17 protein-coding genes are annotated in these 16203 nt (G+C 66.2%); 9 read left to right on the forward strand and 8 right to left on the reverse strand.

Features of this window, described 5'->3' with window-relative positions; all coding sequences use genetic code 11:
- Positions 1-49 precede the first annotated feature (49 nt).
- Positions 50-508, forward strand: coding sequence for a lipoprotein LpqH (locus ACOI2T_RS08230; RefSeq protein WP_409503336.1), 459 nt, complete (start codon positions 50-52; stop codon positions 506-508).
- A gap of 3 nt (positions 509-511) precedes the next feature.
- Here the strand turns inward: ACOI2T_RS08230 and ACOI2T_RS08235 are convergent, their stop codons facing one another.
- Both ACOI2T_RS08235 and ACOI2T_RS08240 read right to left on the reverse strand, forming a co-directional pair.
- Complete coding sequence (locus ACOI2T_RS08235; RefSeq protein WP_409503335.1) at positions 512-1873, reverse strand: alpha/beta hydrolase; 1362 nt, start codon at positions 1871-1873, stop codon at positions 512-514.
- Between the two features lie 66 nt (positions 1874-1939).
- On the reverse strand, positions 1940-2245 hold the full coding sequence (locus tag ACOI2T_RS08240) for a hypothetical protein (protein ID WP_067844554.1): 306 nt from the start codon (positions 2243-2245) through the stop codon (positions 1940-1942).
- A 141-nt stretch (positions 2246-2386) separates the two neighbouring features.
- Between ACOI2T_RS08240 and ACOI2T_RS08245 the strand changes: the two genes are divergently transcribed.
- From ACOI2T_RS08245 to ACOI2T_RS08255, 3 genes are all read left to right on the forward strand, one after another.
- The gene (locus tag ACOI2T_RS08245; protein WP_409503334.1) at positions 2387-2836 is read left to right on the forward strand and encodes a carboxymuconolactone decarboxylase family protein; all 450 of its coding nucleotides are present in this window, start codon (positions 2387-2389) and stop codon (positions 2834-2836) included.
- A 120-nt stretch (positions 2837-2956) separates the two neighbouring features.
- The gene (locus tag ACOI2T_RS08250; RefSeq protein WP_409503333.1) at positions 2957-4438 is read left to right on the forward strand and encodes an amino acid ABC transporter substrate-binding protein/permease; all 1482 of its coding nucleotides are present in this window, start codon (positions 2957-2959) and stop codon (positions 4436-4438) included.
- Positions 4435-5208, forward strand: a complete 774-nt coding sequence (locus ACOI2T_RS08255) for an amino acid ABC transporter ATP-binding protein (RefSeq protein WP_067844560.1) — start codon at positions 4435-4437, stop codon at positions 5206-5208. Before ACOI2T_RS08250 ends, ACOI2T_RS08255 begins: the two co-directional genes overlap by 4 nt.
- Here the strand turns inward: ACOI2T_RS08255 and ACOI2T_RS08260 are convergent.
- Positions 5205-5888, reverse strand: a complete 684-nt coding sequence (locus tag ACOI2T_RS08260; protein WP_409503332.1) for a DUF3060 domain-containing protein — start codon at positions 5886-5888, stop codon at positions 5205-5207. The two genes, ACOI2T_RS08255 and ACOI2T_RS08260, sit on opposite strands and share 4 nt — an antisense overlap.
- A gap of 239 nt (positions 5889-6127) precedes the next feature.
- On the opposite strand from ACOI2T_RS08260, the gene ACOI2T_RS08265 reads away from it, so the two are divergent.
- Together ACOI2T_RS08265 and ACOI2T_RS08270 are read left to right on the forward strand one after the other, a co-directional pair.
- Positions 6128-6988 (forward strand): peptidoglycan recognition protein family protein, encoded by an 861-nt coding sequence (locus ACOI2T_RS08265; RefSeq protein WP_409503331.1) that lies wholly within the window; start codon positions 6128-6130, stop codon positions 6986-6988.
- A 579-nt stretch (positions 6989-7567) separates the two neighbouring features.
- A complete protein-coding gene (locus tag ACOI2T_RS08270) occupies positions 7568-8662 on the forward strand; it encodes an MmpL3/TtfA transport complex stabilizer (protein ID WP_409503330.1) in 1095 nt (364 codons plus the stop codon).
- Positions 8663-8763: 101 nt separating this feature from the next.
- On the opposite strand, the gene ACOI2T_RS08275 is transcribed toward ACOI2T_RS08270, so the two are convergent.
- Complete coding sequence (locus tag ACOI2T_RS08275) at positions 8764-9456, reverse strand: response regulator (protein ID WP_409503329.1); 693 nt, start codon at positions 9454-9456, stop codon at positions 8764-8766.
- A gap of 92 nt (positions 9457-9548) precedes the next feature.
- Entirely contained in the window at positions 9549-11087 is a 1539-nt protein-coding gene (locus ACOI2T_RS08280; protein ID WP_409503328.1) for a sensor histidine kinase, read from the reverse strand.
- A gap of 105 nt (positions 11088-11192) precedes the next feature.
- Here ACOI2T_RS08280 and ACOI2T_RS08285 point away from each other — a divergent pair, with 105 nt between their 5' ends.
- The 3 genes from ACOI2T_RS08285 (at position 11193) to ACOI2T_RS08295 (ending at position 13626) form a co-directional block, all read left to right on the forward strand.
- Positions 11193-12557, forward strand: a complete 1365-nt coding sequence (locus ACOI2T_RS08285; protein WP_067844572.1) for a cation:dicarboxylate symporter family transporter — start codon at positions 11193-11195, stop codon at positions 12555-12557.
- 129 nt (positions 12558-12686) lie between these two features.
- A complete protein-coding gene (locus ACOI2T_RS08290) occupies positions 12687-13001 on the forward strand; it encodes a hypothetical protein (RefSeq protein WP_067844574.1) in 315 nt (104 codons plus the stop codon).
- Positions 13002-13134: 133 nt separating this feature from the next.
- Positions 13135-13626 (forward strand): cupin domain-containing protein, encoded by a 492-nt coding sequence (locus ACOI2T_RS08295; protein ID WP_409503327.1) that lies wholly within the window; start codon positions 13135-13137, stop codon positions 13624-13626.
- Here the strand turns inward: ACOI2T_RS08295 and ACOI2T_RS08300 are convergent.
- The 3 genes from ACOI2T_RS08300 to ACOI2T_RS08310 are packed head-to-tail and all read right to left on the reverse strand — an operon-like array spanning position 13623 to position 16176.
- Positions 13623-14303 (reverse strand): N-acetylmannosamine-6-phosphate 2-epimerase, encoded by a 681-nt coding sequence (locus ACOI2T_RS08300; RefSeq protein ID WP_409503326.1) that lies wholly within the window; start codon positions 14301-14303, stop codon positions 13623-13625. The two genes, ACOI2T_RS08295 and ACOI2T_RS08300, sit on opposite strands and share 4 nt — an antisense overlap.
- Positions 14300-15232: an ROK family protein gene (locus ACOI2T_RS08305; protein ID WP_409503325.1), complete on the reverse strand. Its 933-nt coding sequence runs from the start codon at positions 15230-15232 to the stop codon at positions 14300-14302. The genes ACOI2T_RS08300 and ACOI2T_RS08305 overlap by 4 nt, the downstream gene beginning before the upstream one ends.
- On the reverse strand, positions 15229-16176 hold the full coding sequence (locus ACOI2T_RS08310) for a dihydrodipicolinate synthase family protein (protein ID WP_409503324.1): 948 nt from the start codon (positions 16174-16176) through the stop codon (positions 15229-15231). The genes ACOI2T_RS08305 and ACOI2T_RS08310 overlap by 4 nt, the downstream gene beginning before the upstream one ends.
- Positions 16177-16203: the final 27 nt, after the last annotated feature.

Here is a 16203-nt window from a genome sequence, read left to right on the forward strand (position 1 = left end):
AAGCCGCCGTTGCCGAGTCGGCCCGCCGAACGGCGTCCATACTGCTGACATGCGTGGTGTCACGGCGGGAGCGGCGGTTGCACTCGCCGCAGCGCTCCTGTCGGCTGCGGGCTGTGCCTCCGGCCCGGTTTCCGACGTCACCATCGTTGTCGACGGCCGCACGCACACGGTGAGCGCACGGGTGAGCTGCACCAAGTTCCCCGACGGCAAGCTGCTGATCTACGCGGCGCCGTCGAAATTCGACGCCACGAAACGCGTACGCGTATTGCTCGGGACCGAGCACCGGCTGGTCGTCTACGCCGCGGGTTTCCGGCTGCCCGAGGTTCGTCGTTTCGGCGACGACCCGGGCGAGATGGTGGCGACAAAGGTCGACGACGCCTACAACATCAGCGGTCGGCTGCCGCCAGAAGACGGTCAACTCGAATGGCGGCAGTTCGAGATCGACGTCACGTGCCCAGGCTATTCGCAACCGGCGCGCGACCAGCACCCGCGGCTGGGGAGTCCCTAGCGGTCAGCCCTCCGACGCACCGGGCATGGGGGTGACGGGCACGCCTGGCGTGCCGAGCTTGCCGGCCAACCACGGCAGCGCTGCCGCGAAACCTTTTCCCGCCGAGGGGAAATCGTGCGAGCCCGAGTAACTCGAAACCGAACATTCCACGCCGTGCCCACTGAGCAATGCGCACAACTTCTTGGTGTTCTCGGCATGCTCCTCGGAATACGGATCCCAATCCGCGATCTCTTCGGGTGGTGGCGGCCTATCACCGGCAGGCCGGTAGACGGTGGGCGTGTCGTCGGAGACTCCGAGCCACGCCGCCATGCCGGGGAACTGGCCATGTTCGAGGATCACGGTCTGGGGGTCGAACGCGGCCCACGCCTCGGCATCGCCGCCGTACAGGCGCGCGATCGTCTGTTGTTTGGTTCCGGTGTTCGGCCCGAGTTGACCGTCGAGATCGACGAACGCACTGAACAACTCCGGATGGGTGACGGCGAGTGTCAGCGCGCAGGTGCCGCCGGACGACCACCCGACGAGGCCCCAGTTCGCCGGGTCGGTACTGACGCCGAACTTCGAGACCACGTAGGGCACAACCTCTTTGGTGAGGTGGCCGGCGGCGTTCCCGCGCGGCCCGTTGACACATTCGGTGTCGTTGCTGAACGATCCGGTGGAATCGGGGAACACCATCACGGGAGCGTTGCCGTGGTGTCGCGCCGTGAACTCGTCGAGGGTCTTCAGTGCCCCACCGGACTCGGGCCAATCTTCTGGATGGCTGAACTCGCCGCCCAGCGCCATGACTGCCGGAAGCTGTGGCGGGGGATCGGACGCGAACCAAGCGGGTGGCAGGTACACCAATTCCTGGCGGTGCTTGAAGCCCGAGACGTTGTCGGGCGTCGTGGTTTTCACGATCGTGCCACGAGTCGGGCGCTCGCCGTCGCGTCGCATCGCGGCCAGTGTCTCTTCGTCGATCCACTGAGGCGACTCGGTCCCGGTGAGGCGCTGCCATGCCGATTGGACCGTCGGGAAGTACCCGGTGGCGGTGTTGAGCGCCGCTGCCGCGCACACCACGCTCAGCGGCACCGCGAGTATCGACAGCGACCGCCGCCACCACGCCGCATTCCGCCACCCGAGGACGGCGATGGCGATCGCGACACCCGTGATCGCGACCCAGACGACCGTGGCGGTGGAGGCAGCCCGGTCCGACCACCCCTGGAACTTCACGAACAACCGGACGATCACGGCGAACGCCACGCCGGCGCCGATCGCAATCGGCACCCAGCGCGTCCGCCACCGCGGCGTGCGCCAGCCGATCGCGGCCACCAGCACGACCAACGTCGAGATCTGCAGTGTGATCGGCAGCCAGCCGCTGGTCAGGTTCATGTCGGACGCCCCCAGCCCCGGACCATGAGGTGATGGTATCGGGGCAGGCCATCGTCTGGCGGTAAGTCAGCGCGAGCAGTCCAGCGACACCGTGATGGTGCGACGGACGACCACCGGAACGAAACGGTCGCGGCCGCCGGGCCCGTCGAACCGCACGATCCTGGTTTGTTCCTGTGGGTTTCGGACGCCTGTGACGATGCACTGGTCCAGTGGTGCACTGCCGATCCGGTCGAGCCGCACATCGAAACCCTGCGCTTCGAGCTGACCGATGGTCAGCGCGGCGGATTCAGCCTGTGCCGGCGCGGCGAGCGCGAGCAACGCGCCGAGTGCTGCCGCACTGCTGCCCACTGCTGCGACGAGGATGTTCTTCATCTGAAACTCCCTGATGGATGAGCCGTTGTGATGCCGGCGTTTCTTGTTATGTCCTCGATGGTGTCGCGGTGGGACACGTGGTGCTTGAAGGTTGTATGGAGATCAGGTGGAGATCACCGGTAGTCGTCGGCAGGAGTGCACATGTCCATTCGCCCAGCCCTGAACACCGCGTTGCCCGAGGCGTACAAGTCGGTGCTCGCACTCAACGACCAGTGCGAAAAGGCGGTCGCTGACGCCGGCCTCAATCCGCTGACCGTCGAGTTGGTGCGAATCCGCGCATCGCAGCTCAACGGGTGCGCCTTCTGTTTGCGGATGCATGTTCGCGACGCGCTGGAGAAGGGTGAGAGCACGGACCGGATCGCGGTGATCCCGGCCTGGCGTGAAACGTCGTACTTCACCGCGGAGGAATGCGCCGCACTGGCCATCGCCGAGGAGATCACCCACATCGCCGATCGCGCCACCGCGCAATCGGACGCCGAGCGACTGTCGGCGCTGACCGCTGCGCAGATCGCGGCGTTGCGCTGGGTTGCCATTGTGATCAACGCGTTCAACCGGATCGCGATCAGCAGCCACTACAAGGTCGCTCCATGACCTGACAGTCGCTTGCCGCGTTTGCGGAGCTAACCGCAACTGGCCCGAAATCTCCCATCCCGCTGCGGGGTGGCGATACGGTGGGCTGTCCTGCACTGCCGTAACGATGGGAGTCGCACCATGCGAGCCGGTTGTCCACAGCACGTTCCCAGTCGACGATCAGGTTCGCGATTATCGGCCCGTGTTCTCGCGCTCTGCGCCGCCGTACTCGTCGGCCTGTTCGGGACGGCGCTGCTCGCTCCCGCGACCGCGTCGGCGGAGGGCGAGACGTACGTCATCGCGACCGACATCACGTTCGCGCCGTTCGAATTCCAAGATGCGAGCGGCAAATTCGTGGGCATCGACATCGATCTCATCAACGAGATCGCGGCCGACCAGAAATTCAACGTCACCATCAAACCGTTGGGCTTCGACGCCGCCCTGCAGGCGGTGCAGGCCAACCAGGCCGACGGTGTCATCGCCGGCATGTCGATCACCGACGAACGCAAGAAGGTGTTCGACTTCTCCGATCCGTACTTCGAGTCCGGCGTCCAGATGGCGGTGCTCGCCACCAACGAGGACATCAAGTCCTATGAAGACCTGCGCGGCAAGCGCGTCGCCGTCAAGAACGGCACCGAAGGCGCCGAGTTCGCCGAGTCGATCAAGGACAAGTACGGGTTCACGACCGTGTACTTCGCGGACTCGGCCTCGATGTTCGACGAAGTCCGTACCGGCAACTCGCAGGCGGTTTTCGAGGACTATCCGGTGCTTCAGTACGGCATCGCGCAGGGCAACGGGTTCAAGACCGTCACACCCAAGGAGAAAGGCGCGAGCTACGGGTTCGCGGTGAACAAAGGCCAGAACGGGGAACTGCTGCAGAAGTTCAATGCGGGGCTGGCGAGCCTCAAGGATTCCGGCCGCTACGACGAGATTCTCGAGACCTACCTGGGCGAGGACGCGGTCGAAACCGACAACTCGTTCTTCGGCCTGCTCAAGAGCACCTTCCCGATCCTGATGGTCGGTCTCAAGATGACCATCATCCTGACGGTCGTCTCGATCGCCATCGCCTTGGTGCTCGGCATCATCTTCGGTTTGTTCCGGGTGTCTCGAAACATCGTGCTACGCGCGATCGGCACCACCTACGTCGACATCTTCCGCGGCACACCGCTTCTGGTGCAGGCGTTCTTCATCTACTTCGGCATCCCGTCGGCGCTCGGCTTCCAGATGTCGGCCTTGACCGCAGGCATCATCACGCTGTCGCTCAACGCCGGCGCCTACATGACCGAGATCGTGCGCGGCGGAATCCAATCGGTGGACAAGGGCCAGATGGAAGCGTCCCGCAGCCTCGGCATCGGCTACTTGCCCACCATGCGGAAAGTGATTCTGCCGCAGGCGATCCGGACCATGATCCCGTCCTACATCAACCAGTTCGTGATCACGCTCAAGGACACGTCCATCCTGTCGGTGATCGGCATCGCCGAGTTGACGCAGACCGGGCGCATCATCATCGCCCGCAACTTCCAATCCTTCGAGATGTGGTTGATCATCGGCATCATCTATTTCATCGTCATCATGGCGCTCACCAAGCTGTCGGATCGTGTTGAGAAGAGGCTCGTCAAATGACCCAGCTCGTACCGGAAGCCGCCGCATCCGAGCCGGAAGGCACGGTCAAGATTCGAATCGAAGGGCTCAAGAAGTCCTTCGGCGACCTGGTGGTGCTCGACGGCATCACCACCACGATCAGCAAGGGTGAGGTCGTCTGCGTCATCGGACCGTCCGGTTCCGGCAAGTCGACGTTCCTGCGCTGCCTCAACAAGCTTGAGGACATCACCGGCGGCAAGGTGACCGTCGACGAGTTCGACCTCACCGACCGCAAGGTCGACCTCGACAAGGTGCGTCAGCACATCGGCATGGTGTTCCAGCACTTCAATCTGTTCCCGCACATGACCGTGATCGACAACGTCACGCTGGCACCGCTGCTCACCAAGAAGATGGACAAGGCCGCCGCGGAGAAGCGCGCGATGGAACTGCTCACACAGGTGGGCTTGGCCGAGAAGGCACACGTCAAACCCGCGACCCTGTCCGGTGGCCAGAAGCAGCGCGTCGCGATCGCCCGCGCGTTGGCGATGAACCCGTCCATCATGCTGTTCGACGAAGCCACCAGCGCGCTGGATCCGGAGATGGTCGGCGACGTGCTCGAAGTGCTGCGCGAGCTCGCCGAGGGCGGCATGACAATGGTGGTGGTGACCCACGAGATGGGCTTCGCGCGGGAGGTGGCCTCACGGGTCATCTTCATGGCCGACGGCAACATCGTCGAGGACGACACTCCCGCCGAGGTGTTCGACAACCCGAAACACCCTCGGCTGCAAGAGTTCCTGTCGAAGGTGCTCTAACCCTGCTCGACGCTGTTGTCGTGGCCGGACTTCGAGATCTCGGGTTGTCCGGTGTGAAAAGTGACCCGGTTCTCGAACCCTGACACCCCGATGGTGTCGGCAGAGTCGACCGTGATGGTGTTCTGGATGCCGGACACCGCGATATTGGCGCAGTGGCCGGTGATCGTCAGGGTGTTCTCGATGCCGCTGACGATCACCGCGTTGCCATTGCACGCGACCGTCCGGTTCTCGTTGACGCCCGACACGATCACCGTTTCGCCGGGTGCGGTCACGGTCGTGCTGTCCGTGGTGACTCGCGGCGGCGCGATGACGGGGGCTTGCACAGTGGGGTTGGGCGGCGACGCCGTCTCGTCGGTGCTGGTGTCACCGCCGCTGCCGCTGAACATGACATAGGCCGCGATGCCCGCGGCGAACAAGGACACCATGATGAGGCCGAGCACGACCAAGATGCGTGCGCCGGACCCGCTGTGCGGTTGCGGCGGCGGCGGCGCGAACTGATCGGCATATCCGGGCCACGGCGCCGGCGGCCCGGGCGGGGGCGGCGGGAAGGTGTTGCCGTGCGTCCACGGCTGCGTCGGACTGACGTCGTGACCGGTGCCGAGCTCGGATGCGCGCGCGACGTCGGCGAGCGGGCGTTCCAGCTCGCGGATGCGGGCCTCGGGGTCGTCCTGCGGGTCCATGCGCAGATGCTCGCACATCCGGCGGGCGGTGGGGGACAGGTACGACAAGCAATCTATCGCCGCAGGCGTGCGGAGTTTGCGGCGCAGCGTCCTGGCGAACCCGGATCGGCGGCTGACCGGCCCGCCTTCGTGGCGAGTAGAAATATTGACGCGTCACCAGTTTGGGGTGCGGACGGGTGTCGTAGGCGCTGCGTAACATCAAAGTTCCCAAGTGTTTGCTACGACCGAGAGGATTCACCGTGCCGCAGACGGGACCATGGACCGGAGATCCGGTTTGGCTCGCCGATGTACTTCGCGCCGAAGGCGTCGATCTCGTCGAGTATCCCGGCTGGCGTACCCGCGGGCACGGTGACTTCAAGGACATCCGCGGCGTCATGGTGCACCACACCGGATCTGACAACGCGACCGCGGCCTCGATCGCCGACGGCCGTCCGGATCTCGCAGGCCCGCTGTCGCAGTTGCACATCGCGCGCGACGGAACGGTCACGCTCGTGGCGGTGGGCGTCGCCTGGCATGCCGGGGCTGGTATGTATCCGTGGTTGCCGACGAACATGGGCAACTGGCATCTGATCGGCATCGAATGCGCCAACAGCGGAACCAGCCCGACCGCGCCACACCGCCAGAACTGGCCCGACGCACAGTATTTCGCGATGGTGCGGTGCTGTGCCGCGATCAACCGGCGCCTCGCGCAGAGTTCGGCGCGCACGATCGGACACAAGGAGTACGCGGGCCGCGCCCAGGGGAAGTGGGATCCGGGCGCCATCGACATGGACACTTTGCGCGCCGATGTCCAGGCGCAGATCGGCACGATCGCCAACCCCGCTCCGACCCCGCGGCCCCCGGTCCCGGTCGGCGAGTATGCCGACGTTCTGCTGTTCCGCCCGATGGAGGGGCCTCAGATCGCGGAACTGCAACGCCGGCTCAACGCGGTCAACGCCCCATCCGCGGCGGATCTCGCGGTCGACGGAATGTTCGGGCCGCTGACCGAGGCGGCGGTCCGCGCTTTCCAGCGTCGGACCGGCGGGCTGAAGGTGGACGGAATCGTCGGCCCCGCTACCGCGGCGGCGCTCAAGCTCAAGGTCGCGCCCGCGGCCGCTTAGCGCCCCTGCCCGATGTGCGGATCCATCCGCGACATGCCGTCTCTGCCGTATCGGGCCGCACGCTCGGTGCGAACCCTTGGGGGTGGAGCTGTGACCCATGCCGTGCTGTGCGCGCGGTGTGAGGGTTATCAACGGGTGAACAGCGAACAAATGGCCAACCGCGACTCATCTTTCACAGCTGTAACATGGGACCAGGCCGATTCCAGATGGCCGCCGCCCTGACGCTGGAGAAAGTTTGCTGGCGTGTCGGGGTGTGATTTACCGCTCATTTTCGACGGGAATGGTAAGAATCCATTCTGGCAACACCGCCGGGTGAAACCGGAAAACCGGTTGCCGGCCGTGGCGTTGCCCCAGGTAACCCGCATTTAACGTATTGCGACAAAAACATAACAAATGGATAACGAAGAATTTCTTAAGCGCAGTCTGAGAGAATGTCGCCACATGCGACTCATTCGCTGTCGAGCCGTCCTGGGCTGGCTGTTTCCGTCGCTAGACTCGATGCAACCGCGCCACCCCGGCGCAGACTGACCTGGAATCTAGTGCCGGTGAACGCCATGCCGGCGGAGGTGCCGATTGATCATGGCAAAGAACTTTCTGCGTGCGTTGAGCCGCGTCGTACGACATGAGACCGCTGCCGAGGAGCCGTCGGCCGGCAGCGTCACGTTCGACGGTGCGCTCGATGACGTGGACGTGGCCGGTCTGGTGGAAGTGGGGCGCGGGCCGATCGGCGACATCGCCGTCGACGCCGAGCGCGACACCATCGTTGTGACGAACTCCGCGACCGACTGCCTCACCGTGATCAACCCCTACACCCTCGCCGTGGTCAGGTCGGTCCGGCTTGGCGGCGAGCCGTTCGCGGTAACCGCGGCCGATGACCGCGCCTACGTGAGCGTGACGTCCGCCGGACACGACGCGATCGTCGTCGTCGACACCATCACGGGTGCGGTGCTCGCCGAGTATCCACTCGCCCTCACCGTGACCGCGCTCGCGATGAGCCCGGACGGCAAGCGCGTGTTCGCCGGCCGCAGCGGTGACGACCGTATTGATATCGCCGTCATCGACACCACCGCGCAGCGAGTCGGAACCATCGACATCGCGACGGGCGTGGGCGTCAGCCTCGACGCGCTGCACGTCGATTCCACCGGCAAGCGGCTGTATGCGGCCACATCGGACGCGCGCGGCAGCCGCGTCGTGACCGTCAACGCCGAGACCGCCCAGATCGAATCGACAGTTTGGATCGGCGCGCCGATCCGCGACCTGGCTCTCGGTGCCGACGGCATCGCGTATGTGTTGACATCGGACCGGCAGTACCGCGGCGTCGTACACCTCGTCGACCTCGCGGCCGCCACGGTCGTGGGTGCCGTCCAGATCGGCGGCGCACCTACGCAATTGGTGCTGAGCCCCGATGCCACCCGCGCCTATGTGGTCGATTACGACCGCGTCATCGTCCTGTGCACGCTGACCAACGAGGTTCTCGGCAGCGTCGTCTTGCACGCGCAGCCCGCGGCGGTCACCGTGCGTGACGACGGTGCGCGCGTGTACGTCGCCGATTACACCGGCCACGTCAACGCGTTCGACGTCGCCGCCCCGCTGCCCGCGCTGTACTCGCAGCTCGTCGCCACGGAGCCGGCTCCGCTGCCTGAACTGCCCGCACTGGCACCTGCCGGCGCCTGATCTACTGGCCGAGCTTCGCGAGCGACCGCGAATGCACGCCATTTGCGGCGTGTCGAGGTACAAACACGGTCGCTCGCGGTGCGGGGTGCGACGGGATCAGCTCAGTGCCACTGGTAGCGCGTGCGGGGTCGGCCAGTTTTGCCGTATTCGGTGTTGCGGGTGACGGTTCCGTCGTCGGCAAGCCGCTCCAGATAACGCCAGGCCGTCACGCGTGATACGCCCACCAGCTTGGCGACCTGTTCCGCGGTGAGTCCGTTTGGTTCGTCGCGAACTGTCCGCGCGATCTCGTCGGTGGTTTGCGGCGCCGCGCCTTTGGGTGCGACCGATTTGTCTGCAGCAACCCGTAACTCGGCCAGCGCGCGGTCCACCTCGGCCTGGCTGGCGGCATCGGTGCCGGCAGGCAGCGCCGTGCGGTAGCGGCGATAGCGCTCAAGCCGATCGCGGAACGCCGCGAACGTGAACGGCTTGAGGAGATAGGCCAGCGCGCCGTGGGCCACCGCCGCACGCACCATCTCCAGATCCCGCTCCGAGGTGATCGCGATGATGTCGGGCGCCGGATGCAGCCCCGACAGCCCGGATGCCAACGATATTCCGCTGGCGTCGGGCAGGCCGATGTCGAGCAGCACGAGATCGATCGGCTCGTCGGCCGCGGCGGCCTCGGCCGCGGCCCGCATGGCGTCACGTGCCGTGTGCACGACGGCTGCCGCGGAAAACCCTTCCAGCCGACCGAGATAGGCGTGATGGGCCTCGGCAATCAGCGGATCGTCTTCGACGATGAGCACTTTGATGCTCATCGCGGCCTCATGCTCTTCGCGCAAGCGCTCATCGCTGCCCCATGCTCTTCGCGCAAGCGCTCATCGCTGCCCCATGCTCTTCGCGCAAGCGCTCATCGGCGCGGCACCGTCACGGTCACCACCGACCCGTACGTCACGTCGGCGCGCAGCGTGCCACCGTGCTTGTTGACCACCTGCGCCACCAGGGCCAAGCCGAGCCCGTGGTCCGCACCGTCCCCGCCCTTGGTGGAATAGCCGCGCTGCATGGCCCTTTCGAACGTCGCGGGGTCCATCCCGGCTCCGCTGTCGGCCACCCGGATCAGCAGTTCGGTGTCGTCCTGACCGACCGTGACCTCCACCCACGGATCGTCGCGGTCGCAGGCGTCCATCGCATTGTCGATGAGATTGCCCAGCACGGTGACCATCTCCGGTCCGGTCAGCACGGTCTCGGCCGGTAGCTGGGTGTCCTCGGTGACCGTGAGCGCGATCCCGCGCTCGTCGGCCTGCGCGGTTTTCCCGAGCAGCAGCGCCACCAGTGCGGGCTCGCTGACGGCGTCCGACAGTCGGTCGACCAGTCGCTGCGACAGCTCGAGCTCGCTCGTGGCGAAGCGCACCGCGTCCTCGGGCCGGCCCATCTCCACCATGGTGATCACCGTGTGCAGTTTATTGGCCGATTCATGGGCCTGGGCCCGTAGCGAATCGGTCAGCACCTGCAGTGAGCTGAGTTCGCCGAGGGCTCCCTGCAATTCGGTGCGGTCACGGATCGTGACGACTTCGGAGCGGGAGTCCGCGACGCGGGCCCGGTTCACGACGAGCACCCGCTCATCGGTCACGTGTACCTCGTCGCGGACCCCGGGATCGTGACTGCGCAAGAACTCCGGAAGATCGTCCGGCCGAACGGGTCCGGGTGGCAAGCCGAGCAGGCGTCGCGCCTCGTCGTTCACGAGCGCCACGCCGTTGCGGTCCAGCACGACGAGCCCCTCGGACACCGAATGCAGGATCGCGTCGTGATGGTCGTACATCACCCGCAGTTCATCAGGCCGCAGACCGTGCGTCTGCCGCAGCAGCCTGCGCCGGATCGCCCACACGCCGACCAGCGAAACCGCGAGGGCGCCAGCCGTTATCGCCGCGATCATCGGGATCTGCGCGCGCCAGCGCTGCGCCAGGGTCTGCTGCGTGATGCCGGCCGACACCAGCCCGACGATCCGCCCGTCGCGGTCGCGTACGGGTGCGACGGCGCGCACCGAGGGACCGAGCGTGCCGGTGTAGACCTCGCTGAAAGTCTCACCGCGCAAGGCCGGTTCGACCGTGCCCAGATACTTGCCGCCGATCTGGCTGGGGTCGGTGTGGGTGAACCGGGTGCCGTCGGGCGCCATGATCGTGATGAACGCGATGTCGGTGCTCGTCCGGACCGCCTCGGTGACCGGCTGCAGGACCTGCGTCGCCCGCCCGGACCGGATGGCCTCGGCCGTCGACGGCGAGTCGGCCAGCGCGGTCGCGATTCCGATCACCTGCTGCCGCGCGGCGGCGTCACCGTCGCGGCGCGCGTCCAGCAGTGCCAGCGCAGTCCCGGCCAACACGACAACCGCGACGACGATGACCTGCAGGGCGATCGCCTGACCGGCCAGTGAGCGGGGCCACCAGCGCGCCACAACACCTCCGGTTCTGAACGTAATGAACTAAAACGTGACCTGGCTCACGTCATCGCCGAACCTACTTCCAGACCGCATTCGATGTCGAACTGGAGGTAGTCCCCGATGAGCGTCACCCTGGACCGTCAACCGGAGCCGGCGCCGCCGCGGCGCCGGGACCGCACGCACTGGCTCTACATCGCGGTGATCATCGCGGTGCTGGCCGGTGTGGCGGTCGGGATCTTGGCACCCGAGGTCGGCAAGAGCGTCGGCGTGCTGGGCACGATGTTCGTCGACCTGATCAAGATGATGATCGCGCCGGTGATCTTCTGCACGATCGTGCTCGGCATCGGATCCGTACGTAAAGCTGCGACCGTCGGCAAGGTCGGTGGCCTGGCGTTCGTCTACTTCCTGCTGATGTCGACGTTCGCACTGGCGATCGGCCTGGTGGTCGGCAATGTTCTGCATCCGGGCACCGGCATGCAGCTGTCGGACAGCGCTGCGGGCAAGGGCGCCGAGCTCGCCGAAACCGCGCATGAGGCAGGCGGTTTGATGGACTTCGTCCGCGGCATCATCCCTGAGACGCTGCTGTCGTCACTGACCGCCGGCAGTGTCCTGCAGGCGCTGTTCGTCGCGCTGCTCGTCGGATTCGCCCTGCAGGCCATGGGCGATGCGGGTCAGCCGATCCTGCGCGGCATCGAGCACCTGCAGAAGCTCGTGTTCAAGATCCTGGTGATGATCCTGTGGCTCGCGCCGATCGGCGCGTTCGGGGCGATCGCCAACGTCGTCGGCCAGACCGGTTGGTCCGCGGTGACGCAGCTCCTGGCCCTGATGCTCGGGTTCTATCTCACGTGCGTGGTGTTCGTGTTCGGTGTGCTCGGGCTGCTCATGCGGACCGTCGCAGGCGTCTCGATCTTCAAGCTGGTCCGGTACCTCGCCCGCGAGTACCTGCTGATCGTGTCCACGTCATCCTCCGAGTCGGCGCTGCCGCGGCTCATCGCCAAGATGGAGCACCTCGGCGTGGATCGCAGCACGGTCGGTGTCGTGGTGCCGACGGGCTACTCGTTCAACCTCGACGGCACGGCGATCTACCTCACGATGGCGTCGCTGTTCATCGCCGGTGCGCTGGGCGACCCGCTGTCGGTGACCGAGCAGATCGGCCTGCTGGTGTTCATGATTGTGGCCTCCAAGGGCGCGGCCGGGGTGACCGGTGCCGGCCTGGCCACGCTGGCCGGCGGTCTGCAGAGCCACCGCCCCGACCTGCTCGACGGCGTCGGCCTGATCGTCGGCATCGATCGGTTCATGTCCGAAGCCCGCGCGCTGACCAACTTCTCGGGCAACGCCGTGGCCACCATCCTGGTCGGTTCATGGACCAAGACGATCGACAAGGACCGCGTCGACTCGGTGCTGCGCGGTGACGATCCCTTCGACGAGCTCACGATGGTCGACGACCACCGCCCGTCGGTTGTCGAGGAACCCGCCCGCGTCTAGCTGACGACGACAGGCCCGGCCGGTGAACCCGGCCGGGCCTGTCGCCGTTGAACCCTTGCCGTGCCCTGCTCGTAACACAGGTGAACCGATTCACGACAACGTTTACGAGAAGGTAAGGAAGACACGGCCATGCGAGTTTCAATCGTCATGCTGGCCGCGTCGGGGGCGGCAGTGGGAACCATCTTGGCACCCGCCGGGCACGCAAGCGCAGAGTCGCCGATCGTGACGATCGGCCAACTCGAGGCGCAAGGGTTTTCCGTCAACATCGACCGGGTGGGCAGTGCGCCGCTGGATCAGTGCATCGTCACGAGCGTCCGCAATCCGCAGACGCAGACCAAGCTCATCCGCGTCGAGCGGATCGGCAAGAACGGCAAGCGCGATTTCGATCTGATCCCGGTCGTCGTCCGCCGCACGATCACGGTGTCGCTGGACTGTTCGCGCTAGGGTCCCGACGGTCAGCGGTGTCCACCGCCAAGCCGTGCGAGTAGCGAGAAGACCGGGTACTGCTTCAGCATCCGTCGCGGTGGCCTGCGGTGTGCAAGCCTGGGGGACAGCGATCCCAGAAAGGCTGAACATCATGAGTTCCACCGCAAGGCACGACGGGTTTCACCCGGACCTCACCGAAGCCGCGCATGGTCATCGGCCGCAGCGCACCCGAGTACATCATGTGAGGGCAGCGGAACTCAGCTCGTCCACCGCTCAGACCGACGGTATGCAGCGGTTCGCCGCGATCAGTGGTGGGTCCGTCGGATCGGAGAAGATCTGGATGGGTGAGACTCATGTTTCGCCGGCCACGGCCTCGGACAACCATCACCACGGCGAGTCCGAGACGGCCATATTCGTGCGCAGCGGCAACCCTGAGTTCGTCTTCCATGACGGTGTTCAGGAGGTGCGCATCGCCACCGCGCCAGGCGATTACGTGTTCGTTCCGCCCTATGTGCCGCATCGGGAGGAGAACCCGGATCCCGACAATCCGGCTGTCGTCGTGATCGCACGCAGCACCCAGGAGGCCATCGTCGTCAATCTTCCAGCGCTGTATGCACTCTCAGACGACCCGGATGGCAGCTAGTCGCCGGTGAGCGCCTGCCGGAACCAGCCGGTGATCGTGGTGGGATGCGTTATTGCGGTCCCGACGACAACCGCGTACGCACCCGTGTCGAGCGCGGCGCGGGCCTGTGCGGGAGTATGCACACGGCCCTCGGCGATGATCGGCACGTCGGGTAGCCGAGACACCAACTGCGCCAGCAGATCCAGATCGGGGCCATCGGTCATCGGCCGGTAGTCGGTGTATCCGGCCAGCGTCGTGCCGATGATGTCGGCACCGGCGTCGCGTGCGACAAGTGCGTCGTCCAGCGATGCGCAGTCGGCCATCACAACCGTCGGAGCACTGTCTCGCAGCCGCGTGATGGTCGTGGTGAGGGTGCGGCCGTCGGGTCTGGCGCGACGAGTACCGTCCAGTGCGACGATGTCCGCCCCGGCTTCCCGGACTGCCGTGGCGTGGCGGAGCGTCGGTGTGATGAAGACACCGTCGGTGCCCTCTTTCCACAGGCCGATCAGTGGAACTGTGGTGTGGCTCTTGATGGTTGCGATGTCGTCGACGCCCTGGGCGCGGATGCCCACCGCGCCGCCCGCGACGACCGCATCGGCCATCCTGGCCATGGTGTCGGGGTGACGCAACGGCTCGCCGGGATAGGCCTGGCAGGACACGATCAGCCCACCGGCGAGTGCGTCGATCACGTCGGTCATGGGCGTTCGGCGCCCAAGCTGAATGCCGCTGCGCCGAGAATGGCCGCCTGCGTGCCGCGTTCGGCGGGCAGTAGCGGACATTCTGATACGGCGTCGATGTAGTGCGACCGGGCGGCCTCGGTGACCATCGACCACCACAGCGGACCGGACTGGGCCAGCCCACCGGAGATGATGACGGCGTCGGGATCGAGGGTGTTGACCCATCCGCCGACGGCCTCGCCGAGGGCACGGGCGGCCACGGCCACACAGTCGAGTGCGAGCGGATCACCCGATTCGGCCAATGCGATGAGACTCCGGTTGTCGGGCGCGCTACCACCACGGCGGTGATACATCGCGAGAAGTCCCGTCCCCGAGGCGATCGCCTCGAGGTGGCCGGTGCGGCCGCAGGTGCAGAGCAGCCCGGCCGCTGCATGTGTCGGAGTGTGGCCGAGGTGACCGGCGGCATGCCGGGCGCCGGCCACGTGGGCACCCTCGACGAGCAGCGAGCCGCCGATGCCGGTACCGACCGCGACCATCAGCAGCCTCTTGAGACCTCGGCCCGCACCGTGGCGGGCTTCGCCGATGGCATGCGCATGGACGTCGTTCACGACGCGTACCGGCAGGCCGGTGCGCGCCGAGATCAGATCCGCCAGCGGCGTTCCGCCCCAATCGGACAGGTTGTGGGTCGCCGACAACACCGTCCCGTGATCGGAGTCGATCACGCCGGCCGATCCGATGCCGATCGCGGCCGCCGTCGGCAACCCGCTGTGTGCGGCTTTGTGGCGGATCTCCGTGACGAGGGCGACGATGTTGTCGATCATCGCCTCGGGCCCTTCGGCAGCTGGAGTCGATGCAGTGCAATGCAATTCGACATCGCCGCCCGGTAGAACCAGCCCGGCGGCCGTCTTGGTGCCACCGAGATCCACACCGATTGCGACCGCGTCGGTCATCGTCCGCCGGCGGGCAGCGGCTCGCGTGGGCCGACCGCGGCGAGGATCGCGCGGACAGCGTCGACGTCGTCGCCGCTCAGGGCATCGAACGGTTCCGGCACCTGATTGGTCGAGATGATGCCCTGCAGCATGAGCGCGGTCTTGAAGGCGCCAACGCCGGCACCCCAGCCCGTTACGGCCTTGGCGGACAGGCAGATCTCCATCAGAGCCGCCAAACGATCCTGCTCTTGGCGCATGGTCGTCCAATCGCCGGCCAGGAACGCCCGGTGTAGTCGCACGTAGCCGTCGGGGTCGACGTTGGACAGGCCGGGGACCGAGCCGTGCGCACCACTGAGGTAGGCGCCGTCCACGACGAACTCATGCCCGGTGAGCAATGTCAGCGGTTCGCCTGCTGCCCGGTTCTTCAGGCACAGCCTGCGAAACGAGATGTCGTCTCCCGATGAGTCCTTGACGCCCGCGATCGCGCCCGCGTGGCCGAGGTCGACGAGCATGTCGGGATCGAGTTTGGTGTGCACCGCGACCGGTATGTCATAGGCGTACACCGGAACCGGCGAGCGATCACCGAGGATCTCGAAGTGCCGCCTGATCTGTTCGGCGTGCGTGACCGCGTAGAAGGGTGCGGTGGCGACCACCGCGTCGACCCCGGCGGCCGTGGCCGCGGCGACGTGGTCGAGTATCCGTGGTGTCTGGGTGTCGATGACACCGGCGAGCAACGGGACGCGGCCGTCGATGATCCGTGCGGCCTCCTTGATGATCTGCGCCCGTAGGGAATCGGTGCAGAAGGCCACCTCACCGGTGGATCCGAGTACGAACAGCCCGTTCACCCCGGCGGTGATGAGTCGGTTTATCACCCGCTCGAACGACGCGATGTCGAGGCGGCGGTCGTCGGTGAGTGGGGTCACGACCGGGGGGATGACTCCGGTCAGCTTGCCTGCGGTGCTCATGTCGGTGGCTCCTGGAACGTGTTGAAG

It is taken from the genome of Mycolicibacterium wolinskyi str. Jessa 2025, from assembly GCF_049241375.1.
Taxonomy (GTDB): domain Bacteria; phylum Actinomycetota; class Actinomycetes; order Mycobacteriales; family Mycobacteriaceae; genus Mycobacterium; species Mycobacterium wolinskyi.

Excerpts from the sequence above, each read along its gene's own strand:
- ACOI2T_RS08230 (WP_409503336.1), top strand. The coding sequence starts at position 50 with ATGCGTGGTGTCACGGCGGGAGCGGCGGTTGCACTCGCCGCAGCGCTC.
- ACOI2T_RS08235 (WP_409503335.1), bottom strand. The coding sequence starts at position 1,873 with ATGAACCTGACCAGCGGCTGGCTGCCGATCACACTGCAGATCTCGACG.
- ACOI2T_RS08240 (WP_067844554.1), bottom strand. The coding sequence starts at position 2,245 with ATGAAGAACATCCTCGTCGCAGCAGTGGGCAGCAGTGCGGCAGCACTC.
- ACOI2T_RS08245 (WP_409503334.1), top strand. The coding sequence starts at position 2,387 with ATGTCCATTCGCCCAGCCCTGAACACCGCGTTGCCCGAGGCGTACAAG.
- ACOI2T_RS08250 (WP_409503333.1), top strand. The coding sequence starts at position 2,957 with ATGCGAGCCGGTTGTCCACAGCACGTTCCCAGTCGACGATCAGGTTCG.
- ACOI2T_RS08255 (WP_067844560.1), top strand. The coding sequence starts at position 4,435 with ATGACCCAGCTCGTACCGGAAGCCGCCGCATCCGAGCCGGAAGGCACG.
- ACOI2T_RS08260 (WP_409503332.1), bottom strand. The coding sequence starts at position 5,888 with ATGGACCCGCAGGACGACCCCGAGGCCCGCATCCGCGAGCTGGAACGC.
- ACOI2T_RS08270 (WP_409503330.1), top strand. The coding sequence starts at position 7,568 with ATGGCAAAGAACTTTCTGCGTGCGTTGAGCCGCGTCGTACGACATGAG.
- ACOI2T_RS08275 (WP_409503329.1), bottom strand. The coding sequence starts at position 9,456 with ATGAGCATCAAAGTGCTCATCGTCGAAGACGATCCGCTGATTGCCGAG.
- ACOI2T_RS08285 (WP_067844572.1), top strand. The coding sequence starts at position 11,193 with ATGAGCGTCACCCTGGACCGTCAACCGGAGCCGGCGCCGCCGCGGCGC.
- ACOI2T_RS08290 (WP_067844574.1), top strand. The coding sequence starts at position 12,687 with ATGCGAGTTTCAATCGTCATGCTGGCCGCGTCGGGGGCGGCAGTGGGA.
- ACOI2T_RS08295 (WP_409503327.1), top strand. The coding sequence starts at position 13,135 with ATGAGTTCCACCGCAAGGCACGACGGGTTTCACCCGGACCTCACCGAA.
- ACOI2T_RS08300 (WP_409503326.1), bottom strand. The coding sequence starts at position 14,303 with ATGACCGACGTGATCGACGCACTCGCCGGTGGGCTGATCGTGTCCTGC.
- ACOI2T_RS08305 (WP_409503325.1), bottom strand. The coding sequence starts at position 15,232 with ATGACCGACGCGGTCGCAATCGGTGTGGATCTCGGTGGCACCAAGACG.
- ACOI2T_RS08310 (WP_409503324.1), bottom strand. The coding sequence starts at position 16,176 with ATGAGCACCGCAGGCAAGCTGACCGGAGTCATCCCCCCGGTCGTGACC.